Below are 21,160 nucleotides of genomic sequence, written 5' to 3' on the forward strand. Positions count from 1 at the left end.
TATGCGCGTCGCCTTAGTACATGATCACTTGGCACAGGACGGAGGAGCTGAAAAAGTTCTGAAGGTTTTTACCGAACTTTTTCCGACCGCCCCTATCTACACTTTGCTTTACGAGAAGAATAATGCGGACAAGAACTTTAAGGACAAGCGGATCGAAACCTCGATCATTCAGAAGCTTCCTGGCGGAGTAAAGCATTATAAATGGTATTTGCCGTTCATGCCGATGGCGGTGGAGTTCTTTGATCTTTCCGGCTATGACTTGGTAATTTCTGACGCCAGCGCTTTCGCCAAGGGCGTCATCACTTCGACCGAGACCTTGCACATCTGCTATTGCCACACCCCAACTAGGTACCTCTGGAGCGACACGCATCAATACATCAAGGAACTCAGATATAACAAATATCTCAAGAAAGTCATCTCCTACATGCTGAGTTCGCTCAGGCTGTGGGATCGCTTGGCGGCCGATCGCGTTGATTCGTATATCGCCAACTCTCAGTTTATCGCCCAGCGGATCAAGAAATATTATCATCGCGATTCGACCGTCATCTATCCGCCGGTCGAGACGGGCAGTTTTGACATTAGCCAGGAAGTCGGCGACTATTATCTGATTGGCGGTCGCTTGGCGCCTTATAAACGGGTGGACATAGTTATCGAGGCTTTTATGAAGACGGGGAAGAAGCTTAAGGTTTTCGGTGATGGGATCGATATGGCCCGCCTCAAGAAGATGGCCGAGGGCCATGAAAATATCGAATTCGTCGGCCGCGTCGACGACCAGGAGAAGGCGGCTTTGTATAGCCGATGCTTGGCTTTTATCAACCCTCAGGAGGAGGACTTCGGCATCACGGCTGTCGAAGCCATGGCATCAGGCCGCCCGGTCATTGCCTTGTGCCGCGGTGGAGCCAAGGAGACCATCATCGGCCGCGAGACGGGAGAATTCTTCTATGAGCAGACTGCTTCGGCCATCGTGGCCGTCCTGAACCGTTTCGACCCGTCCAAATATGACCCGCAAATGATCAGGCAGCACGCACTGAAATTTTCAAGGGAGCGTTTCGTTCGTGAAATCAAGCAATTCATAGAGAAGGAGTACGAGAATTTTTCGGACAAAGTCTGCAAGCTTTAAGATATGAAAATCGGCTTCGACATCCGACCGCTGATGGACTCGAGCTATAGCGGAGTTTCAGAGTTTACTAAAGAAATACTCTTGGGCATGCTGGCGCTCGACCAAGAAGATGATTTCCGTCTGTATTACAATTCATTCAGGCAGGTTGAGCACCGTTTCCCGGAATTCAAACAGGGGAATGTCCATGTCACCTCGACACATTATCCGAATAAGCTTTTCAACTACATATTTCAAAAGCATTTGCATTGGCCCAAGCTTGATCGTTCGGCCGAAGCAGATGTTTTTTTTGCTCCTCACATAAATTTTTATGCCCTATCCCGATCATGCCCGAGCATTCTGGTCGTGCATGACCTGTCGTTTTTGCGATATCCGCATTTCTTTTCTTGGCGCAAAAATGTCTGGCATTCGCAACTGGCAGCCAAGAAACTGGTACATGAGTTTACGAAGGTTGTGGCTATCAGCGAGAACACTAAGACTGACTTAGTCGAACTTTGCGGGGTAAAGCCTGAAAAAATAGAGGTCATACACTCCGGAATCGCTTCGTCATATGCTCCGGTGGAACGCCGCAGCCAGGCAGTTCTTGAAGCCAGAAAAAAATACGGATTGGCTGGTAGATTCATCATGACCCTTGGAACGGTCGAGCCAAGAAAGAATATCGAGGGGCTGATCAAGGCGTTTGAAATCATGCTTGATAACAATCAGGGTTTGGGCGATCTGGAGCTTGTCATTGCCGGCGGTCGCGGCTGGAAGAGCGAGGCGATTATAAAGACGTGGCAGACTTCCAGATACCGTGACAAGATCAAGTTCATCGGTTACGTAGACAATCGTGACAAATCGTCGTTGTACAGTTCGGCCGAGCTATTCGTCTTCCCGTCTTTTTACGAAGGTTTCGGCTTTCCGCCGCTCGAAGCCATGGCTTGCGGCACCCCCGTCGTTTCCAGCTTCGCCTCAAGCCTTCCGGAGGTGCTCGGTACGGCTGCAGCTTATGCCGACCCGTTTGATGCAGCTGATATGGCCAAGGCCATGGCGTCCGTACTGGCAGATGAAGAGGCCTCGGCTGATTTGAGAAAGAAGGGTTTGGCGCAGGCTGCAAGATTCACCTGGCCGGCCGCATCTGAAAAATATTTGAAATTGATAAGAAGCGTAAGGTGAATAACCATTCCGGTTGATTTACCCCAACGAAAATTTATTTAGGAGAATAAGAAAAACGGCCGAGCAGGCCGTTTTTCTTATCTGATGGTAGTGCCTTTGAATTTTTTTTCTTGGAGACAGAGTTTGAGGTTTTTCAAGTCCTTGCCGTCGAGAATATCAACTTCCATTCCTAGCCTTTCTGCAAGCTTGCTAGCAATCGGGTCGAAAGGAGAGTTCGAACCAGGGGACCATTTTTCAGGAAGCAGTTTGCGGAAATCTTGCCAGTTGGACATTTCGATTTTTTTGGCATCCTTGAATTTCTTCGGATCACGGTCGTAAACGTATTCGATATTGGATAAGTTGATCAGTCTTTTGGCGCCAAGCTGTTCGGCGATCAAGACGGCATCATAATCGGTCGACCAGCCTGGCTTCCAGCCAGCGGCAATCAGCACGCTTTCTTTGAAGTCGATCTTCTCGGTCGGGTCTTTGATAATTGCGGGATGGGCGGTTTGGTAGAAGATGGTGCGCATCAGATGGCTGTTGATCCGGGTGGCGTGGATGCCCAGCCAATCGATATCTTCGTCAGTCAGTTTGATTACGCTTTTGGCGGCTGACTGGTAAACCCTGGCGGTTCTGCCGCCGCCGCAGATGATAACGAAACGCTGGCCCTTGGCGGTCAGGCCGTCGATCAACCGCTTGAAGCCTTTAAGGAATGCCGTGTCTATGCCATCAGGCACGATCAGGGAGCCGCCGAGAGAAATTATGGTGATATTTTTGTCCATAAGCAAGAAAAAAAGAGGGAGCGATGCTCCCTCGGAATAATAATTATAATCTGGCGGCAACGGCCTCCCAATCGATGACCTTCATGACTGCATCGATGTAATCAGCCCGCTTCAAGCCGTAGTCGATCATGAAGGCATGTTCGAAGACATCAATGACGAGCAATGGCTTAGCACCGGCCAGGTGGGCTTGGTCGTGCTCGTTGACCCAAGAGATAAGCAGCTGGTCGGCGGCTGGGTCGTGATAGAGGACTGCCCAGCCGATGCCGCGCATCGAAGCGACGGAACGCAGCTCCGCTTCGAAGTTTTCCATCGAGATGAAATCGGCGGTTATTTTCTGGATCAAGGCGGAATTGAAATCATAAGGAGCCGGCTTGTTTGTCAGATTGGCGAAGTAGAGCTCATGCAAGCGCATGCCGTTCCATTCCCAGCCCATCCTCCGGCGCAACTCGGCAGCCTGAGGCGAAGATTGTTGGCCGGCGGCGAGGAGGCTCTTGAGTTCCTCAAGTACCTTGTTGGTATTGGTGACGTAGCCTTGGTAAAGGGTAAAATGATTCGTAAGCAATTGGTCGGAAATGCCTGGTATGCCCAGAAGATTATCAAAGTTTTTTGCGGCGTAAGCCATATGTTTGATTTATGATTATTTATTAGACTGGCAGTTGTCCTTGGGCATCAAGCAAGTCTTTGATCTTGTGAGCATGAAGGTTAGTTGCGTCTTCAAGCTCGGAAAAAACCTTTTTCAATTCAGGGGAATCGGTCTGAAAAACGATAAAGAATTTCTGTTCAATCATGCTATTTTCCAAGTCGCGCGATATCGAGAGCGCTTTCAAGACCGGAATATCTTCCAATCGCGCCTCTGTGACTTTTTGGGAAAGATATTGCAAGGAAGTCGTGATGGCGGGCAGCTTGAACAGGTGCTCGTCGAAAGACAATTCACCCCGGTTAGCCCTTTTGTTGAGGGCGTGCAACCAGCGGGCATGATCTATCTCTTCCGAGGCGATATCTTGCCAAAAGGCCTGATAATAGTCGTATTTCTGGCTATAAATCTGGTAAAGTTGGCTCAAGGTCTCCTCATGGGTGGCCATGAGCTCGATAAGGCTATCTTTTTGGTTGGTCATATATTGATTTATTGGCTTAACTTGCTTAAATTATAGCATAATGCCAAGGTTAGGGCTATAATTATATTATGTCACCCAACATTAAGATAAGGTTAATTTTATGGTCAGCTTTAGCCCTGGTTACGGGGTGGCTTTTGTATATGGGGGTGGTGCCAAGCGGGCGGATTACCTATAAAATCGACTTTAAAAATCCTGGGTACTTCATTCGCAAGCTCACGCCCGAGGAGCGCGTTTTGCCTCCAAGCGGCGGGGAACAGTCGATTGTCGGCGATCCGGCATATTTCGCCGTGCGCACGCCTCGAGCCTTCGCTCGAGCCAAGGTTACTGTCAAGTATAAAGCCCCGGATGATATCAAAGTAATCGAAGCGGGGGTACTTACTGACAAAAGGGTCTGGCGCTACCAGACCAAGCCATTGGAAAATCGCAATCTGGATGAGCTGTCGGATAGTTGGTCCTCCATACGCCAGGGGCAGACTCTGCTTTTGCAGAAGGAGAAAAAGTTCGCGAATCTCGATGATTTTTTCCGCAACCTGCCAGAGCCGCGCCGGGTGGCTGTTTATAATTTCGGCTTAGCGGCGCCCTTCAAGCTTTTCGATTATCAACCGGGCACATCGACCAATCAGTTCGCCTATCCTATACGGGGGAGTTACCAGTTTCATACCTACATTAAGGACGAGAAGTTATCTTTCCATCTCGCGATCCGTGACCTTAATCTTAATCGAGATTCGGATCCTGTCGAGCTGAAGCTTTGGCAAGGTTCAAGATTGCTGCAGAGCGTTAAGCTTCAAGATGACGGAGTCGCCGGCGATACGGGCAAAGCAGCACAGCCCCGCGAGCTCAAATTGGAGGCTTCTAGGCTGCCAGAAGCCGCTTATCGGCTTGAGCTGGCAGGGAACGATGATATCGTGACAGACAGCATCGAGACACCACAATCAAAGCTGGCTTTCATTAATAAAGTCTGGTTCGCCGAGGGCGCTAAGAAACCGATAGTCTTGGACACGGATAGCCAAGAGGTCAATGTTCAGACTTTGAATCCCTCCAAGCTCTCGACGGTGACGGTCGGCCAAAACAAATTGGCCGTAACCGAAACTTATCGGCAATACAGCGTCACGACGAAAGACAGACTGACAAGAGTAGTCTTGCCTCAAGACGATATGATCGTTTCGGGTGACGGCGTCTTTTCCTTGGTTGGCAGTTTCGTTGACCCGGGCTTTCTGAAAGTAGGCCCGAATTTCTTTCCTGGCCAGCGCGGCGTCGAATTCGTAGTAGCTGATTACACCCCGCCAAAAACGGATAAGGATGGCTGGCGGACGGCTGAAGCCGAATTCGAGCTGGGCCAGTCAGCTTACCGGGAATTTTACAAATACAGCTTCATGATATCTATACCTGGGCTGAAAGCGGAGGAGGAGCCTCAACGCAAACTGGTCTTGAAGGAAATAGCTATCGAATTCAGCGGCAGCAGCTGGTGGGGCAAATTTAAAAATATTTTTTATGAGAAATAAGGAAGTGATCATAACCGAGGCATTTTATGCTTTAACAGGTGCGCTGGCGGTTTTTACCGCGCTTGAGTTGGCCTGGCCGGGAGTTGTTTTGGCTTATATTAACATAAATGCAGTCTTGCTTTTTTGGCTGGTTTTTGGTATCCTAAAACTTAGAAAAGGCTCAGAAAAAGGGCTTTAATTTGTTTAATTTTAGCAATTATTATGATTGAAGGAGTCGTGATCAAAACGCTGGCCCAGTACAAAGATGACCGCGGTTGGCTGGCTGAAATCTATCGCAACGACGAAACCGATTACCGCAGCGTCATGGGTTACGTCAGTTTGACTAACGAAGGCATAGTCCGTGGACCGCATGAGCACGTCTCGCAGGCCGACTGTTTTTATTTCGTCGGACCAGGCACCTTTTCTTTACACCTGTGGGATCGCCGCGAAGGCAGCCCGACCAATGGCGAATACGTCAACGTCGAGGTGGGAGAGAACAATCCGGCCATGGCAATCGTGCCGCCTGGGGTGGTGCATGGCTATAAGTGCATCAAGGGCCCGGCGTATTCCATCAACCTGCCGGACAAGCTTTACAAGGGAGAGAATAAGCAGGAGGAAATAGACGAGATTCGCTGGGAGGAAAAGCCGGACTCGCCATACCATATCGTTTAATAATGATTTGAAAAATATGAGCGACTGCATCTTCTGCAAAATCGTCAAAGGCGAGATCCCCTCGGCTAAAATTTATGAGGATGATAAAGTTTTCGCATTTTTGGATATTAACCCGGTTAATTATGGTCACACCTTGGTCATTCCCAAAGAACATCACCAGATGATGCAGGACGTGCCCGATGACTTATTGGCCTATTGCTATGTCCAAGCCAAAAAACTCATGATCAAGATCAAGGCGGGGCTTGAGGCCGATTACGTTTCCGTGTCCGTCGTCGGGCTCGACGTGCCGCATTTCCATATCCACCTGATTCCTCGATTTTATGATGACGGCTTGGCCGGGTTCTGGCCGACCAAGAAATACGGCGAGGGCGAGATGCAGCAAATTCTGAGTAGGTTAGCCGAATAATATGACGCTGATAGAACCGGGAATAAAGAAATTGATAGAGAACAACGCAGTGGCGTTTACGACGATCAGTCCTGACGGCTCGCCGCATTCGATTGCCGTTGCATATTGCAAAGTTTTCGGTGACCAGGTCATCATCACTAACTCCCACATGGAAGAGTCTGTCGGAAATCTCAAGGCCGATGACCGCGTCGCTATGGCGGTTTGGAACAAGGAGTGGGAGGAGGCTTGCGTGGGCTTCGAGCTTCGAGGCACGGCTGAAAGCCAGACCGAAGGCAAGTGGTTCGAGTTCGTCAAAGAGATGCCGGACAATGAAGGTTATGACGTCAGGAGCGCCATCGTAGTCAAGGTTACTAATGTTAAAAAGTTATTATCATAATATGAAACTACTCGTTACCGGCGGCGCCGGCTTCATCGGTTCCAATTTCATCCGTTACTGGCTCAAGAATCATCCTGACGATTATATCGTCAATCTTGACTTGCTGACTTATGCCGGCAACGCCGACAACCTCAAAGATATCGAGGAGAAGAACTATAATTACGAATTGGTCGAAGGTGATATCTGTGATGCAGGATTGGTGCACGATCTAGTCCAGGGCGTCAGCTTGATCGTCCACTTCGCGGCCGAGTCGCACGTCGACCGCTCGATCAGCGATTCGAGTCCGTTTGTCAGGACCAATGTCCTTGGCACGCAAGTATTGCTTGACGCCGCCAAAAATAATGGCAATATCCGTTTCCATCACGTTTCGACCGATGAGGTTTTCGGCTCACTGGAGCTGGATGGGGACAAGTTCCGCGAGACCACGCCTTACGACCCAAGGAGCCCCTACAGCGCCTCCAAGGCGGCCTCTGACCATTTGGTGCGGGCTTATTGGCATACGCATAAGCTGCCGGTAACCATTTCCAACTGCACTAACAATTACGGCCCTTACCAATTCCCGGAAAAATTGATTCCGTTATTCGTCACCAATCTTATGGAGGGCAAAAAAGTCCCGGTTTATGGACGCGGCTCCAACATCCGTGATTGGATTTATGTCGATGACCATAATGCTGGCGTCGAGGCGATAATCGAACGCGGCAAAATCGGCGAAACCTATTGTTTGGGAGGAGAGAATGAGCTTTCAAATTTGGAAATCACTAACGATATCCTCAAGATGATGGGTGTCGGCGATGAGATGGTTGAATATGTCGAGGACCGTAAGGGTCATGACTTCCGTTATGCTATGGATATTTCTAAAGCTAAACAAGAGCTCGAGTGGTACCCGAAGATAGATTTTAAGACAGGTCTCGAGAAAACCGTGGCTTGGTACAAGGAAAATCCTGAATGGTGGCAGAAACTTAAGTCTAGGCACCACGGTTAAGAAAATACTACTTGGCTTGACGACGACCCACAAAGTCGGAAATTTATGAAAATATTAGTTTTGGGCGCCCAGGGTAATCTGGGTCAACAATTAGTGAAGGTTTTCAGCGCCGACCCGATGTGTTCGGTGATAGGTTGGGACCGGAGCGAGATCGACGTGACCGACAAGGGCTTGATCAAAAAGAAGATCGATGACCTCAAGCCATCGGTAATCATCAACGCCGTAGCCTATAACGCTGTTGACCACATGGAGACTGACGAAGGCTGGGCTGTGGCCAAGAAGCTTAATGTCGAGGCTGTGGCCAATCTGGCTAAAGAGGCCCTTTCTATCGGAGCGATCTTGGTTCATTTTTCGACTGACTACGTCTTTGCCGGCGACAACGAAGCCGGATACAAGGAGGACGATGAGCCCAGACCGATCAGCAAATATGGCGAAAGCAAGCTGCAGGGCGAACAGGAGATCATCCGCTTGTCTGGCAGGGGGTTGAAGTGGTATGTCATCCGTACGTCAAAACTGTTCGGTCCGCAGGGCGCCAGCGAATTGGCCAAGCCGAGTTTCTTCGATGTGATGCTCAAATTAGCCCGCGAGAAGAAAGAGCTGGAGATAGTCAATGAGGAAGTTAGCTGCTTCACCTATACGCCGGATTTAGCCCAAAGGACCAAGGATATCATTGACGGAGATTACGGTTATGGCATCTACCATGTCACTAACGCCAAGCCTGTCACCTGGTACCATGCAGCAAAGGAACTATTCAAACAGGCAGGTTTGAAAATCAAGATAATCCCGGTGACTTCGGATAAGTTTCCGCGTCCAGCCAAGCGCCCGAAATATTCAGCGCTGCTCAATACCAAGCTCAAGAAGATGCGCAGCTGGCAGGATGCTTTGAAGGAATATTTAGCTATTAAGAAATAACTATGAAAGGAATCATCTTATCAGGAGGGTCGGGAACACGGTTGAGGCCGCTGACCAAAATCACGTCGAAGCAGTTGCTGCCGGTCTATAATAAGCCGATGATCTATTATCCCTTGAATACCCTTATCAAGGCGGGTATCAAGGAAATCCTGATCATCGTCGCGCCGGAGCGGGCCGGCGACTACCTCAATCTTCTAGGGTCAGGCAAAGAATTCGGGGTCAAATTTACCTACGAAATCCAGGATAAGCCGGCCGGTTTGCCGGAAGCTTTCGTCATCGGCGAGTCGTTCATCGGCTGCGACGACGTAACCATGATCTTGGGCGATAATATATTTGAGGACGACTTTTCTAGCGATATCAAAAATTTCAAGTCAGGTGCCAAGGTTTTTGCTAAGAAAGTCTCTGATCCTGAGCGCTTCGGCGTCGTCAAGTTTGATGACCAGATGCATGCGGTGCAAGTCGAAGAGAAGCCGCAGGATTGGATTAGCGATTACGCGCTGACAGGATTGTACGTTTACGACAATCGCGTGGTCGAAGTGGCTAAGAACTGCAAGCCGAGCGCTCGCGGCGAGTATGAAATAGTCGATCTTCACCGCTGGTATTTGGAAAGGGGTGAATTAGACGTCGCCATGGTCAATGGCGAGTGGCTTGATGCCGGTACTTTCGAAAGCCTCCTGCACGCCCAGAATTTTGCCAAAGAAAAGATGCAGGACAAGATGGTAATCTAAATGACTGACCATAAAGAGAAAATTTGGGTGGGTTTCATCGCTTACGGCGAGTCGACTTTAAAGTACCTCCCGTATTTTCTTGATTCGCTAGCCGGGCAAACTGGCGTCGAACTGAAGGTCGTGGCCTTTGATAATACCGAGACCGACAGCGCCAATTTTGACTATCTGCACTCCCGCTCTGAGGTCGAGGTTTTGTCAGCCGGGAGGAATCTCGGCTTCGGCAAAGCATATAATTTAATGATCGCTCGTGCAGTTTCTGACGGGGCAAGATATTTTTTCGTAGTGAATCCCGATATTATCCTGGAAGCGTCAGCGATAAGCGTGTTGGCTGGGGTGCTGGATGCCGACAGCTCATTGTCATCAGCTTGCCCTAAGCTGAGGCGCTGGAATTTTGAAAAATCTGAAAAGACCGACATGATCGATAGTTGCGGCATCGTGCTGCGGCCGAGCTTGCAATTTTTTGACTTAGGGCAGGGTGAAAATGATGACGGGCAGTATGATAAGGCTGACATCCTCGGACCATCGGGTGCAGCAGGGCTTTTCCGCCTCGAATCCTTGGAGGGAATAAAGGAGGAGGGGCAATATTTCGATGAGCACTTCTTCATGTATAAGGAAGACTGCGATCTTGCTATGCGTTTAGTACTTAGAGGAAGCAAATCTCGGCTCGTGGCCAGTGCGGTCGGCTATCACGATCGCACCGCAGCAGGTAAGGGCGAAGGATTGCTTTCGCGCATCAGCAGCCGCAGCGGGAAATCGAGGCTGGTCAGAAGTTGGTCGTTCGTCAATCAGCAGCTGATATATTGCAAATATTGGCGAACGCTCGGTTTTATTGAAAAATTGAGGCTAGTCAGGCAGCAATGCTATCTTCTGGCGTATGTCTGCCTATTCGAACCCTATCTCTTACTTGAATTGAGGCAGATTGCCATAAAGAGGCGAGGGCTGAAATACTATGAATAAAGTCGATCTATCAATCATTATCGTTTCGTGGAATGTAAAGGACAAGCTCAGGGAAAACCTGCAGGCCTTGCATGCTAGCACCGGCGAGTTGAACTTCGAGATTTTTGTCGTGGACAATGATTCGGCCGATGGCACTGCCGAAATGGTCGCAAGCGAGTTTCCTTGGATTAATCTGATTGCCAACAAGGAAAATCTCGGCTTTGCCAAGGCCAATAATCAGGCGATCGTTTCGGCCAGAGGTGACTACATTTTATTGCTCAATCCGGACATGAAACCCGCACCTGACACCATGGTCAAGATGGTTGATTGGATGAGAATCAATCCTCAGGCGGCCATTGCCGGGTGCCATCTCATCAATGAAACAGGTATTACCGTAAAGCATGTGCGCCGTTTTCCGGCTTTTGCCGACCAGCTGGCGATCGTTCTGAAGCTGCCCCATCTTTTCAGCGGCATTCTTGGTCGCTATCTGAGAGAAGATTTTGATTACACCCAGCCAGCACGTGTCGATTCGGTCCGTGGCGGATTTTTCATGCTCCGTAAAGAGACTGTCCGCGACATCGGCTTGTTGGACGAAGATTATTTTATCTGGTTCGAAGAAGTCGATTATTGCCGTCGGGCAGAGAAGAAGGGTTTAGAGGTCTGGTATACGCCCGTATCAGAGTGTGTGGATTATGTCGGACAAAGCTTCAAGCAAGTCAAGCGCGGCACGACTCAGAAATATTTTCAGGACAGCATGCTCAAATATTTCAAAAAATGGCACCCGGGTTGGCAGTATTGGATATTGAAATCGGCTTGGCCGATCGGCAGGACCGCTGCCGTCTTGGCAGAGAAGATTAAAGTCAGACCTACCGCCAAAACTTAAAAGACCATCCTTGTCGGATGGTCTTTTAAGTTATAGCGCTTGCTGGTGATAGTACTCCACGGGGGAGAAATCGTCAGTCAAAATCGGCATGTCGTCTTCTATAGGTTTGACCCATCTGGCGTCGAGCATGGTCTGCAATTGTTTGTCGTCGGTTTTGAAATCGAATCGTGATGGGTTCTTCGAGGCGACCAGCATTACGTTCTGGGTCGTTTGACTGTCTTTGCCTGGCTTTACCGGGAAGAGGTAAACCTGAGGAAACACAGATTTGAAAGTCGCAATTTCAGCTCGCAGAAATTTGCCCCGCTTGCCTTCGATGCCCGATATGATATTGAGCATAACTACGCCGTTTTCGTTCAGGATGGAACTCATCTGCTTGGCAGTCTCGACGGTCGTCATTTGGTGGGGGATATTGGTTGAAGCGAAAACATCGCTGTAAATGGCATCGTATTTTTCAGTAGTGTTGTTCATATAGATTCTGGCGTCTTCATGGAAGATGCGCAAGCGGGGATTGGCGGCATCGAGATGAAAATATTTCTTCGCCACCTCGGTCATGCCTGGATCGATTTCCGCGACATCGATACTCGACTTGGGATAGTGTTCAAGAAAATAGGAGGGGTAGGTGTAGGCTGCACCGCCCAGCATCAGCGACTTCGTGGATTTCGGATTGAAGTACTCTGCCAGCTGGTAATATTTCATATAATCGAAAACCGGCTCATTAGAATCAAGAAAGCGCCCGGATTGGGCGCCTTTAAAATCCGTTTGCATTAGCAGTACAGGCTTTCCCGTCTCTTCATCCGTTATCTGGTGCAGCCAAAGCCGGTTATACCTGGTATCGATATCTATGATGTCCGCTCGGACATAGGGCTTAGTTATGGGAGTTGGGACCAAAATCAACAGTGCGAAAGCGGCGATGGCTATTGATTTCTGAATGACCGAGTCCTGCCGGTAGGCCACGAGAGACAAGATAATCAGCGTTATGGCCAGGCCAAAGACGATGTTGCTTGTGCCAAAAGTGGGAATTAGGAAAAACCCGGCAAAGAAAGTTCCGGCGATGCTGCCGATTGTCGATATGGCGTAAAGATTGCCGACAGTCTTGCCAGAGGTGCCGACACTATCGATCTTGAGTCTGACGGCATAAGGCGAGACGAGGCCGGCCAAGATGCTGGCTGGCGCAAAAAGAATCAATGAGGAAACGATGGCAAACACCGAAGTGAAGTGCCTCATCACCGGAAAAGCCGCAGTCAGGAGCGGGTCTTTTATGATTCCAGCCAGCCCGATGCACAAACCGTTGAAAAAAATTATTAAAGAAAGCTGCTTAAGGCTGGGGTTCTTGTCGGCTAATTTTCCACCGAGCCAATAGCCGATGCTTAAGCTGCCGAGGATTATACCGATGATCGAAGTCCAAACATAAAGCGAGGTGCCAAGGTAGGGGGCTAGAATCCTTGATCCAGCCAATTCGAAAATCATGACGACCGCGCCGCTGACAAAGACGGCAATTTCTAGCAGGTTATTTTTCATGAGTTGAGTATTATGGGTTAATGAAGTAAAATTAAGATATTGATATTATATAATTTTAGCTATTTTTTGTAAAACCATGAAAAAAATATACCTATTTGCGCTTTTAGCTTTCCTCTTGGCAGGTTGCGCCGCCGAAACGGAAGGCCCGGCAAAAAAGACTTACAGCCAGACTCTGGTCGGTGCCTTGAACCAAGGCAAGGAAATTACGGAGTATAACAACCAGAGGGTCAAAACTATAAATGAAGAAGCGGAGCTCCTCCCCACGGCACCCAAGACTACGGCAGAACAGGACCCCATCAAGGTTGAAAAGACTTATTATAAAGTCGTTAAGGTAATCGATGGTGATACGATCGATGTGGAGATAGAGGGCAAAGCCCAGCGTCTAAGATTGATCGGCATCAATACGCCCGAAACTGTCGACCCGCGCCGCCCGGTGGAATGTTTCGGCAAAGAGGCCTCCGTCAAAGCGAAGGAGTTTCTGAACGGTCAGGAGGTCGAGCTTGAGAGCGACCCGACCCAGACAGACCGCGATAAGTACGGCCGCTTGCTACGCTATGTCAGGACTAAAGAGGGGCTATTTTATAACTTAGAAATAATCAAGCAGGGGTACGCTTACGAGTATACTTATGATAACCCCTACAAGTATCAGAAAGAGTTCAAGTCCGCCCAGCTTGAGGCTAAAAACAGCGGGCGCGGCTTATGGGCCGACGGGGCTTGCGGTCTGACCAACGTTGCTCAATGATATTGATTTATCATCTAAGATAAGCTAAAATATAATCTGAATTAAGCTATATTATGGCGAAAAAAGTCGCTATCATAATCAGCCCGAATTGGCGTGATTATGCCAAAAAATACTTAACCGACTGCCTGGTCGGTGTCAGAACGCAAGATTGGACCGGTGAGTCCAAGCTTTTTTTAGTTGATAATGAGACTAGTGAGGAAAGTTACGCATACCTCAAGAGCCAAGCTCCTGAGGCTGAAATTATTCGGAACGTCGACAATGCAGGTTTCGCCAAGGGCAACAATGTCGCCATGCGTAGCGCGATGGAGCAAGGTTTTGATTATGTCCTGCTTCTGAACATGGATACTATCGCCCACCAAAGCGCCGTATCGGAATTGGTCAAGGCGGTTGAGCGCGATGAGTCTATTGGCGCAGTGCAAGCACGCCTGATGCTTTGGCCGGATAAGGAGAAGGTTAACAGCCTGGGCAATGCTACCCATTTCATGGGCTTCGGTTATTGCGAGGGTTACGGTAATGACGGCGCGAAACTTGATTTGAAAAGCATGGAGGACAAGGCGATCTTTTATCCTTCAGGGGCGGCTGTCATGTTTACAGCCGAGGCCTTGCGCACCATCGGATTATTTGATGAGGTGCTTTGGATGTATAACGAAGATCAGGATTTAGGCTGGCGAATTTGGCTGGCTGGTCTCCGCTGCCACTTAGCACCGCAGGCGGTGGTTTTTCATAAATATGAGTTCAGCCGCAGCATCAGTAAATATTATTGGATGGACCGTAACCGCCTAGTCGTAATTTTCAAGAATTATAAGCTGGCGACTATTATCCTGATCCTGCCGGCTATGTTGATTATGGAGGTGGGACAACTTCTGTTCGCGGCCAAGGGCGGTTGGTTTAAGGAGAAACTTCGAGTATATGCGTACTTTTTGTACCCCGGCAGCTGGCGCTATATCCTAGCCGGCCGTCGCGGAGTCAAAAACTTGCGCAAAGTGCCTGACAGGGCGATAATTAATATGCTTGCCTCGAGGATCGAATTCCAGGAACTGGAATCGTTGCCTTTGCGGATTGCCAATATCATCTTCACCGTTTATTGGCGTGCAATCAAGCGCTTAATAGTTTGGTAACAAGATGGACCTAAGCATCATCATCGTAAATTATAATACCCGCGACAAGACTTTGGCTTGTCTGGCTTCGCTCGCTCGTGCTGATTTTTTCGGCTTAGAGAAGGAGGTTATTTTGGTTGACAACGATTCTTCGGAACCGATAGAACAGGATGCTAAAAGGGCGCTTGAAGGCTTGGTTTTTATCAAAAACAGCGCGAATGTCGGCATGGGTGCGGGCAACAATGTCGGTATCAGGCAGTCGCGCGGCGAGTTCGTGCTAGTGCTTAATCCGGACACGGAAGTCGAGCCTAAGGCGATTGCGACGATGGTCTATTATCTCAGGCAAAACCCGGGCACAGGCCTGGTCGGACCGGAGCTGGTCTATCCTGACGGCACCCCGCAGGACTCATGCTACCGTTACCCCAATCTGGTCTTGCCGCTAGTCAGGCGGACTTTCTTGGGCGGTTTTGCTAAAGATTATCTGGATTATTATCTATTAAAAAATCTTGACCTTAAGAAACCCCAGGCCGTCGATTGGATCATGGGGTCATGCCTTTTGATCCGTCGGAAAGTTTTGGATCAGGTCGGGCTTTTTGATGAGCGTTTTTTCATGTATTTCGAGGACACCGACCTTTGCCGCCGCATCAATCTTGCCGGCTTCAAAGTGGTCTACCTGCCATCGGCGCGAGTAGTCCATCACCATAGCCGGGCCAGCGCCAAGAAGCATTGGCTCGTAGCGCTGTTTGCCAACAAGATGTCCAGAGTCCATCTTTGTTCCTTGCTCAAATATTCTCTCAAATGGAAATTTAAATAAAAATTATGAAAATCAAGAAAGCCATCGTGGCGGTTGCCGGTTCAGGAACGCGCCTATTGCCAGCCACAAAGTCGATGCCCAAGGAAATGCTCCCGATCGTCGATAAGCCCATCATCCAGCTGGTTGTCGAAGAACTGGTTGAAGCCGGCATCCAGGACATTATCCTGGTCACCAAGTGGGATAAGAAGCCTTTGGAAGATCATTTTGATTATAACTGGGCTTTGACCCATGAATTGAAGCAGGCAGGGAAGGAGCATCTTTTGGATGAGGTCAAAAAGATCGCCGATATGGCTAATTTTATCTACGTCAGGCAGAAAGGTCCTTACGGCAACGGCACACCGATCCTGTCAGCAGCCAGCTTGGTTGAGGACGAGCCGTTCGTTTTTTGCTTCGGAGATGATCTGGTGAAATCGAAAGTATCATTCACCAAGCAGATGGTCAAGGATTATGAAAAACATGGCAATCCCATAATCGCCGTCCAAGAAGTCCCGAAAAGCCAGGTGAATCGCTATGGCATAGTCAAGCTAAGGAGCAAGACCATGGAAATCGAGGACATCATCGAGAAGCCATCAATCGAGGAGGCGCCTTCACGGCTGGCTGATTTCGGCCGCATGGTCCTCAATCAGGAAATAGTGGACATCCTCAAAAAGACCGCCCTGGGAAAAGGGAACGAGCTCTGGATAGTCGATGCCATCAGGACTTATGTCAAAAATGGGGGCAAATTCATGGCCAAGACAGTCGAAGACGGCGAATGGCTGACTACTGGCGATCCGCTGAATTATATCACTACGATTATGAAATATGCCTTCGACCGCAAAGATATAGGCAAGGAGGTTAGAAAATTCGCTAAAGATTTGTTGGAAAAGAAATAGCCATAAAAAAACGCGCCCTTCGTGGGCGCGTTTTTTTATGGCTAGAGCTCGAGACTAAAGAGTCCTGGCTGGCCTTGTATTTTTCCGATGATATAAAGCATGGTCGATTTCTTGTCTAGGGCGATGCTCTTGATGTTTTCACCTTCGGCTAGAACGATCGTATTGTGCCTGTCGCGATCATCAAGTTCGAAACTGGTAATCTCGTTGTCAGTCGCATAGATGACATAATTATTGCTGGAGTGCCACAGAACCTGGCGGACAGGACGGGCGACGCGGGTCAGGAGGTTTTTCTGCTTGATATTCTTTTCGTAAATGAAAATCTCGGACTCATTCCAACCTAGCAGTCGATCTTCCGAGGCCCAATAGCCATTAGTGATATTGCTGATAGTATCTTCAAGCGGGTAGTAGTTATCAAAATTCAACAGGTGCAAGTTGCCGCTGGCCCGGTCTAATAGGTTCACATGCCCTTGGTCGTAGTTGATGAAGGCGACTTCTTTCGACGACGGTATGGCCGTCTCCCGTATCGCGGCTCCGCTCCCGAGGTCGTATTGGACTACGATAGATTTAGCTTGGCGATAAAAGGATAAATAGAGCTTGTCGCCGATGTGGACGAAATCCAAGAGCGGCAGGCCCTTGAGGGTTTGTGGAATGGCTGATTCAGAAAAGAGCGTCACGCTTTTCTGCTCGTTGATATCGTATTGGAAGACTTGGTTGCCGATATGATAGAACAAAATCGACCCGTTAGAACCCGACCATTTGGCATTCGAGATATTCTTGCCCAATATTTTTTCGATATTGATATCTTGGGTGTCTTGGCCAGGGCGGATCAGCGTCTCGCCAGCCAGGGCAAGCTTGCCATCGCTTGACCATATGGCCTTGGCTGAGCTGCTGGCCGAACTGCTGGCGACGACCGTTTGCATCTCGCCATCGAACACCTCAGCGGTTTTGTGTCCCGTAGCTAGAAAAAGTTTCGCATCGGGCGAAGCAGCCAGCGCGGTCTTTTCGCCAGCAGACAGCAGTCTTGGCTGCACCTGCCTGAAAAGGGTAACATCTTCGGCGTATGTCGATTCGCCTGGCTTGATCTGCAGCATCTTCTTCCAGGTCCAGTAACCAGGCAAGCTGAACTGGACGGCATATTCTCCAGGTATCAGATTCTTTACTTTTGCCGGTGTCGCGATTCTGTCATTCAAGCTCAACAACCTGTTGATGAGGCTGGTTTGCGACTGCAGATCAAGCTTGATTTCCGCATTCTGCGGGTAGGTGTCGACAATCAGCATTCCTGTTTTGACAAGAGCTTTCTTGCTGAAGCTCAGCTGGTAGCCATTGGCGTAAAGTATCACCAATGGGGTGATGATGCAGAAAGCGCCGATAAATATGAAATATAGCAATCTTCGTTTGGCTAAGGTCATGGACTGGTTATTCAACTTTATTAATCTTGGCTCCGAGCGAGCTCAGTCGTGAATCGATCATCTCATAACCTCGCTCGATCTGGTAGATATTATCGATTTCGGTTTTGCCTTGGGCGATCAGTCCGGCGATGATCATGGCGATGCCGGCGCGGAGGTCAGGGCTAGTCAGCTTGCGCCCGGCCAATGGCGTCGGACCATTGACCACCACTCGATGCGGGTCGCACATGATGATGTCGGCCCCCATCTGCGTGAGCATGTCCGTAAAGAGCAGGCGGCGGTCATAGATGGTCTCGTGGATGATGGAGCTGCCCTTGGTCTGGGTGGCTAGAACGGTGTATGGAGATTGCAGATCGGTGGGGAAGCCTGGATATTCATGAGTCTTAATACTGTAAGCCTTGAGTTTGCTGCTAGGGAAGATTTCCAAGAAATCATTGCCGGTCTTGAATTTGACTCCGATTTTTTCAAAGATGCTAAGCAGTATCTCGATGTGCTCCGGGACGCAGTCGGTGACCTTCAGGTGCGCCTGCGCAGCAGCGGCCAAGATGGCGAAAGTGCCGGTTTCAATGCGGTCAGGAACAATGCGGAAATCCCCGGCCGAAAGCTTATCAACGCCGTCGATGACCATGGTCGGAGTCCCGGCGCCTGCGATTTTGGCACCTTGCGAATTCAGATAGTCGGCCAGGGCCTTTATTTCCGGTTCGCAAGCACAGTTTTTGAGTACGGTTTTTCCTTTGGCTAGCGTGGCGGCCATCATGAGGGTCTCCGTGCCGGTTACGCTGATGGTGGTAAAGAAATAGGAACAGCCCTTGAGGCGCTTGGCTTCAAGGTGGTAGTAGCCATCCTTGACTGATAGCTTGGCCCCGAATTCTACGAAGCCTTCGAGAAACAAGTCGATCGGCCTCTTGCCGGCGCCGATAACGCAACCGCCGGGATGAGGGAAGCGGACTTCTCCGGTGCGAGCTAAAAGCGGCCCGACAAAAACGATCGAAGCGCGGAGCTTGTTGGCAAATTGCGGCTTAAGTTCGTTGGTCGCGACCTCGGGTACGTGGATGCGGCATTTATCGCCCTCAAGCGTCACTTCAGCACCAAGGTCCTTGATCAGGTCAAGCGCTTGGTGCACGTCCTCGATCTGAGGCAGGTTGCTTATGGAGATCGGCTGGGCTGAGAGGAGGGCGGCCGGAATAATCTTAAGGGCAGCGTTTTTTGCACCCTTTACGGAGATTTCTCCCCCGAGCTCATGTCCTCCTTCGATGATATATTTTGGCATATTTTGATTATTAATTATTCTCTACTATTTTATACCAAATTTAGCCTAAATTCAAGGTTGGCCGTTTGCCCAAAAATAAGATGATTGTTATAATTAAAAAAAATAACCCAACACTATGAACTATAACCAAGAAGGCCGCGGGCCTGTGAGGCGGCTAGTTTTTATTACTTTAAGCCTGGTCCTTTTAGTGATCGTTTTTCAAGTCGGATTCGTGGCCGGAAAAATAAATGTCAGGCAAGACCAGATACTGTCATCAGAACAGTCGAAGTCCAAGGTCATCGAAAAGATATTGGGCATCAATCAGGCCACGCCTGAATCGAATGCCCGGAATGTGGATTTTCAGCTTTTTTGGGATGTCTGGGATACATTGAAGCAGAAATACGTCAAAAAGGACAGCCTGAAGGAAGAAGACCTGTTTTATGGCGCTATTAGGGGCATGGTCGCCGCCGCTGGCGATCCTTACACTGTATTTCTCGACCCCAAAGAGTCCAAGGTTTTTGCCGATGATTTGGCAGGCACTTTCGAGGGGATAGGCGCTGAAATCGGCATCAAGAAAGAGCGGTTACTGATTATCGCTCCGCTTCCCGATTCTCCAGCCGAGAAAGCTGGCCTGCGGGCAGGTGACCGCATCTTGGCAATCAATGGCAGCACGACCCTGGGCATGAACGTCGACGAAGCTGTGAGCAAGATTCGTGGTGCCAGGGATACGGTCGTGACTTTGACTATCAATCACAACGGAGAAGATTCAGTGAAGGAAATCAAGATAACCCGAGGCGTTATCGTCGTCAAAAGCGTAAAGACCTCGATGGGCAAAAATGGCATATATACGGTGGCAGTTACCAGTTTTAATGATGATACTGAAGTATTATTCAACCAGGCGGTCGATGATATCGTCGCCAAAAAGCCTAAAGGCATCATTTTGGACTTGAGAAATAATCCTGGTGGCTATCTGAATGTCGCTGTTAGCATGGCGGGTAATTGGCTCGATAAGGGTACTGTAGTCGTCAGCGAACGGTTCGGTGATGGCAAAAGCGATGAGTATCCCGCTGCCGGACTGGCGAGGCTCAAGGGCATTCCGACAGTTGTACTCGTGAACCAGGGCAGTGCCTCTGCTTCGGAAATCGTTTCTGGCGCTTTGCAGGATCTTGGCGTGGCCAAACTTGTCGGTAAGCAGACTTTCGGCAAGGGTTCGGTCCAGGTTTTGGATAAGCTGAAGGATGGTTCTTCGCTTAAGGTCACGATCGCCCAGTGGTTAACGCCTAAGGGTAATAATATAAGCGAGAAGGGCATAACGCCTGATGTGGTCGTGGAATTCAAGAGTGAAGACTATGAGAACAACAAGGATCCTCAGATGGACAAGGCGATAGAGCTTCTGACCAAGCCCCAATCCAAGTAAAGAAGACCCGATAATAAATAAAAGAGCGGTTCGTACGAACCGCTCTTTTATTTATTTTGAGATGAGACTATTTGGCTGAAACGACATTGACGATCTTGATCTGACGAAGCTTATTGTTGAACCCAATGATTTTTTTGGTTGAAAACTTCACGACGCCGATCGCAGTGGCGAACAAAGTGTCATCCTTGCCGATGCGGACATTGGCACCTGGATGGAATTTGCTGCCGCGCTGCCTGACGATGATTGCGCCTGGCTTAGCCTGTTCACCTCCATAAAGTTTGACGCCGAGACGTTGACTGTTCGAATCTCGGCCGTTGGATGTGGAGCCACCCGATTTCTTTGTAGACATAGGAACCGCCCGTTAATTGTTGCCAAGCCACGACTTGAGCTTAACGAGTAATTATTACTAGTATTAAACAAAAAAATAAGATCCCGTAGGGCTTATTTAATAATGAATTTAGTTTAACATTTAATTACTCATATGTCAACATTTCGACGGCGGGTGAGTACTCGGTTCTTAA

24 protein-coding genes are annotated in these 21,160 nt (G+C 49.1%); 17 read left to right on the forward strand and 7 right to left on the reverse strand.

What is annotated here, in order from left to right; translation table 11 throughout:
- The first annotated feature begins 1 nt into the window (after nt 1).
- Nucleotides 2–1,120, forward strand: a complete 1,119-nt coding sequence (locus HGA34_00665) for a glycosyltransferase family 4 protein (protein NTW22039.1) — start codon at nt 2–4, stop codon at nt 1,118–1,120.
- Between the two features lie 3 nt (nt 1,121–1,123).
- Nucleotides 1,124–2,272, forward strand: a complete 1,149-nt coding sequence (locus HGA34_00670) for a glycosyltransferase family 4 protein (protein NTW22040.1) — start codon at nt 1,124–1,126, stop codon at nt 2,270–2,272.
- A gap of 77 nt (nt 2,273–2,349) precedes the next feature.
- On the opposite strand, the gene HGA34_00675 is transcribed toward HGA34_00670, so the two are convergent.
- The 3 genes from HGA34_00675 to HGA34_00685 are packed head-to-tail and all read right to left on the reverse strand — an operon-like array spanning nt 2,350 to nt 4,148.
- On the reverse strand, nt 2,350–3,033 hold the full coding sequence (locus HGA34_00675; protein ID NTW22041.1) for a UMP kinase: 684 nt from the start codon (nt 3,031–3,033) through the stop codon (nt 2,350–2,352).
- A gap of 43 nt (nt 3,034–3,076) precedes the next feature.
- A complete protein-coding gene (locus HGA34_00680) occupies nt 3,077–3,655 on the reverse strand; it encodes a superoxide dismutase (GenBank protein ID NTW22042.1) in 579 nt (192 codons plus the stop codon).
- 22 nt (nt 3,656–3,677) lie between these two features.
- Complete coding sequence (locus tag HGA34_00685; GenBank protein ID NTW22043.1) at nt 3,678–4,148, reverse strand: hypothetical protein; 471 nt, start codon at nt 4,146–4,148, stop codon at nt 3,678–3,680.
- A 68-nt stretch (nt 4,149–4,216) separates the two neighbouring features.
- Between HGA34_00685 and HGA34_00690 the strand changes: the two genes are divergently transcribed.
- The 10 genes from HGA34_00690 to HGA34_00735 are packed head-to-tail and all read left to right on the forward strand — an operon-like array spanning nt 4,217 to nt 11,524.
- The gene (locus HGA34_00690; GenBank protein ID NTW22044.1) at nt 4,217–5,650 is read left to right on the forward strand and encodes a hypothetical protein; all 1,434 of its coding nucleotides are present in this window, start codon (nt 4,217–4,219) and stop codon (nt 5,648–5,650) included.
- Entirely contained in the window at nt 5,640–5,828 is a 189-nt protein-coding gene (locus HGA34_00695; GenBank protein NTW22045.1) for a hypothetical protein, read from the forward strand. The genes HGA34_00690 and HGA34_00695 overlap by 11 nt, the downstream gene beginning before the upstream one ends.
- Before the next feature lie 23 nt (nt 5,829–5,851).
- Nucleotides 5,852–6,301, forward strand: a complete 450-nt coding sequence (locus HGA34_00700; GenBank protein NTW22046.1) for a dTDP-4-dehydrorhamnose 3,5-epimerase — start codon at nt 5,852–5,854, stop codon at nt 6,299–6,301.
- A gap of 16 nt (nt 6,302–6,317) precedes the next feature.
- Entirely contained in the window at nt 6,318–6,707 is a 390-nt protein-coding gene (locus HGA34_00705; protein NTW22047.1) for an HIT domain-containing protein, read from the forward strand.
- A gap of 1 nt (nt 6,708) precedes the next feature.
- On the forward strand, nt 6,709–7,083 hold the full coding sequence (locus HGA34_00710; GenBank protein ID NTW22048.1) for a pyridoxamine 5'-phosphate oxidase family protein: 375 nt from the start codon (nt 6,709–6,711) through the stop codon (nt 7,081–7,083).
- A 1-nt stretch (nt 7,084) separates the two neighbouring features.
- On the forward strand, nt 7,085–8,065 hold the full coding sequence (rfbB, locus tag HGA34_00715) for a dTDP-glucose 4,6-dehydratase (protein ID NTW22049.1): 981 nt from the start codon (nt 7,085–7,087) through the stop codon (nt 8,063–8,065).
- Nucleotides 8,066–8,110: 45 nt separating this feature from the next.
- Nucleotides 8,111–8,977: a dTDP-4-dehydrorhamnose reductase gene (rfbD, locus tag HGA34_00720; GenBank protein NTW22050.1), complete on the forward strand. Its 867-nt coding sequence runs from the start codon at nt 8,111–8,113 to the stop codon at nt 8,975–8,977.
- 2 nt (nt 8,978–8,979) lie between these two features.
- Entirely contained in the window at nt 8,980–9,705 is a 726-nt protein-coding gene (locus tag HGA34_00725; protein ID NTW22051.1) for an NTP transferase domain-containing protein, read from the forward strand.
- Nucleotides 9,706–10,662, forward strand: coding sequence for a glycosyltransferase (locus HGA34_00730; GenBank protein NTW22052.1), 957 nt, complete (start codon nt 9,706–9,708; stop codon nt 10,660–10,662).
- A complete protein-coding gene (locus tag HGA34_00735) occupies nt 10,655–11,524 on the forward strand; it encodes a glycosyltransferase family 2 protein (GenBank protein ID NTW22053.1) in 870 nt (289 codons plus the stop codon). The genes HGA34_00730 and HGA34_00735 overlap by 8 nt, the downstream gene beginning before the upstream one ends.
- Before the next feature lie 30 nt (nt 11,525–11,554).
- Here the strand turns inward: HGA34_00735 and HGA34_00740 are convergent, their stop codons facing one another.
- Entirely contained in the window at nt 11,555–13,030 is a 1,476-nt protein-coding gene (locus tag HGA34_00740) for a fused MFS/spermidine synthase (protein ID NTW22054.1), read from the reverse strand.
- An 88-nt stretch (nt 13,031–13,118) separates the two neighbouring features.
- Between HGA34_00740 and HGA34_00745 the strand changes: the two genes are divergently transcribed.
- From HGA34_00745 to HGA34_00760, 4 genes are read left to right on the forward strand one after another with little or no spacing between them, the layout of a single operon-like run.
- Nucleotides 13,119–13,784 (forward strand): hypothetical protein, encoded by a 666-nt coding sequence (locus tag HGA34_00745; protein NTW22055.1) that lies wholly within the window; start codon nt 13,119–13,121, stop codon nt 13,782–13,784.
- Nucleotides 13,785–13,837: 53 nt separating this feature from the next.
- Complete coding sequence (locus HGA34_00750; GenBank protein ID NTW22056.1) at nt 13,838–14,902, forward strand: glycosyltransferase family 2 protein; 1,065 nt, start codon at nt 13,838–13,840, stop codon at nt 14,900–14,902.
- 4 nt (nt 14,903–14,906) lie between these two features.
- The gene (locus tag HGA34_00755) at nt 14,907–15,695 is read left to right on the forward strand and encodes a glycosyltransferase family 2 protein (GenBank protein ID NTW22057.1); all 789 of its coding nucleotides are present in this window, start codon (nt 14,907–14,909) and stop codon (nt 15,693–15,695) included.
- A 2-nt stretch (nt 15,696–15,697) separates the two neighbouring features.
- Nucleotides 15,698–16,567 carry a UTP--glucose-1-phosphate uridylyltransferase gene (locus HGA34_00760; GenBank protein ID NTW22058.1) on the forward strand — a complete coding sequence of 290 codons (870 nt, stop codon included), beginning with the start codon at nt 15,698–15,700 and terminating at the stop codon, nt 16,565–16,567.
- A 41-nt stretch (nt 16,568–16,608) separates the two neighbouring features.
- On the opposite strand, the gene HGA34_00765 is transcribed toward HGA34_00760, so the two are convergent.
- Nucleotides 16,609–17,976 carry a hypothetical protein gene (locus tag HGA34_00765; GenBank protein NTW22059.1) on the reverse strand — a complete coding sequence of 456 codons (1,368 nt, stop codon included), beginning with the start codon at nt 17,974–17,976 and terminating at the stop codon, nt 16,609–16,611.
- Nucleotides 17,977–17,983: 7 nt separating this feature from the next.
- On the reverse strand, nt 17,984–19,243 hold the full coding sequence (gene murA / locus HGA34_00770) for a UDP-N-acetylglucosamine 1-carboxyvinyltransferase (protein ID NTW22060.1): 1,260 nt from the start codon (nt 19,241–19,243) through the stop codon (nt 17,984–17,986).
- A gap of 115 nt (nt 19,244–19,358) precedes the next feature.
- Here murA and HGA34_00775 point away from each other — a divergent pair, with 115 nt between their 5' ends.
- Complete coding sequence (locus HGA34_00775) at nt 19,359–20,639, forward strand: S41 family peptidase (protein NTW22061.1); 1,281 nt, start codon at nt 19,359–19,361, stop codon at nt 20,637–20,639.
- Between the two features lie 67 nt (nt 20,640–20,706).
- Here the strand turns inward: HGA34_00775 and rpmA are convergent, their stop codons facing one another.
- Nucleotides 20,707–20,988: a 50S ribosomal protein L27 gene (rpmA, locus tag HGA34_00780; protein NTW22062.1), complete on the reverse strand. Its 282-nt coding sequence runs from the start codon at nt 20,986–20,988 to the stop codon at nt 20,707–20,709.
- Between the last annotated feature and the right edge of the window lie 172 nt (nt 20,989–21,160).

This window comes from Candidatus Falkowbacteria bacterium (genome assembly GCA_013336275.1).
Lineage (GTDB): Bacteria > Patescibacteriota > Patescibacteriia > Patescibacteriales > GWE2-39-37 > JAAXUA01.

Coding starts and splice junctions, on each gene's coding strand:
- HGA34_00695 (NTW22045.1), top strand. CDS start 5,640: ATGAGAAATAAGGAAGTGATCATAACCGAGGCATTTTATGCTTTAACA.
- HGA34_00730 (NTW22052.1), top strand. CDS start 9,706: ATGACTGACCATAAAGAGAAAATTTGGGTGGGTTTCATCGCTTACGGC.
- HGA34_00675 (NTW22041.1), bottom strand. CDS start 3,033: ATGGACAAAAATATCACCATAATTTCTCTCGGCGGCTCCCTGATCGTG.
- HGA34_00745 (NTW22055.1), top strand. CDS start 13,119: ATGAAAAAAATATACCTATTTGCGCTTTTAGCTTTCCTCTTGGCAGGT.
- HGA34_00670 (NTW22040.1), top strand. CDS start 1,124: ATGAAAATCGGCTTCGACATCCGACCGCTGATGGACTCGAGCTATAGC.
- HGA34_00680 (NTW22042.1), bottom strand. CDS start 3,655: ATGGCTTACGCCGCAAAAAACTTTGATAATCTTCTGGGCATACCAGGC.
- HGA34_00710 (NTW22048.1), top strand. CDS start 6,709: ATGACGCTGATAGAACCGGGAATAAAGAAATTGATAGAGAACAACGCA.
- HGA34_00725 (NTW22051.1), top strand. CDS start 8,980: ATGAAAGGAATCATCTTATCAGGAGGGTCGGGAACACGGTTGAGGCCG.
- HGA34_00775 (NTW22061.1), top strand. CDS start 19,359: ATGAACTATAACCAAGAAGGCCGCGGGCCTGTGAGGCGGCTAGTTTTT.
- HGA34_00705 (NTW22047.1), top strand. CDS start 6,318: ATGAGCGACTGCATCTTCTGCAAAATCGTCAAAGGCGAGATCCCCTCG.
- murA (NTW22060.1), bottom strand. CDS start 19,243: ATGCCAAAATATATCATCGAAGGAGGACATGAGCTCGGGGGAGAAATC.
- rfbD (NTW22050.1), top strand. CDS start 8,111: ATGAAAATATTAGTTTTGGGCGCCCAGGGTAATCTGGGTCAACAATTA.
- HGA34_00685 (NTW22043.1), bottom strand. CDS start 4,148: ATGACCAACCAAAAAGATAGCCTTATCGAGCTCATGGCCACCCATGAG.
- HGA34_00755 (NTW22057.1), top strand. CDS start 14,907: ATGGACCTAAGCATCATCATCGTAAATTATAATACCCGCGACAAGACT.
- HGA34_00765 (NTW22059.1), bottom strand. CDS start 17,976: ATGACCTTAGCCAAACGAAGATTGCTATATTTCATATTTATCGGCGCT.
- HGA34_00690 (NTW22044.1), top strand. CDS start 4,217: ATGTCACCCAACATTAAGATAAGGTTAATTTTATGGTCAGCTTTAGCC.
- HGA34_00750 (NTW22056.1), top strand. CDS start 13,838: ATGGCGAAAAAAGTCGCTATCATAATCAGCCCGAATTGGCGTGATTAT.
- HGA34_00735 (NTW22053.1), top strand. CDS start 10,655: ATGAATAAAGTCGATCTATCAATCATTATCGTTTCGTGGAATGTAAAG.
- rfbB (NTW22049.1), top strand. CDS start 7,085: ATGAAACTACTCGTTACCGGCGGCGCCGGCTTCATCGGTTCCAATTTC.
- HGA34_00665 (NTW22039.1), top strand. CDS start 2: ATGCGCGTCGCCTTAGTACATGATCACTTGGCACAGGACGGAGGAGCT.
- rpmA (NTW22062.1), bottom strand. CDS start 20,988: ATGTCTACAAAGAAATCGGGTGGCTCCACATCCAACGGCCGAGATTCG.
- HGA34_00700 (NTW22046.1), top strand. CDS start 5,852: ATGATTGAAGGAGTCGTGATCAAAACGCTGGCCCAGTACAAAGATGAC.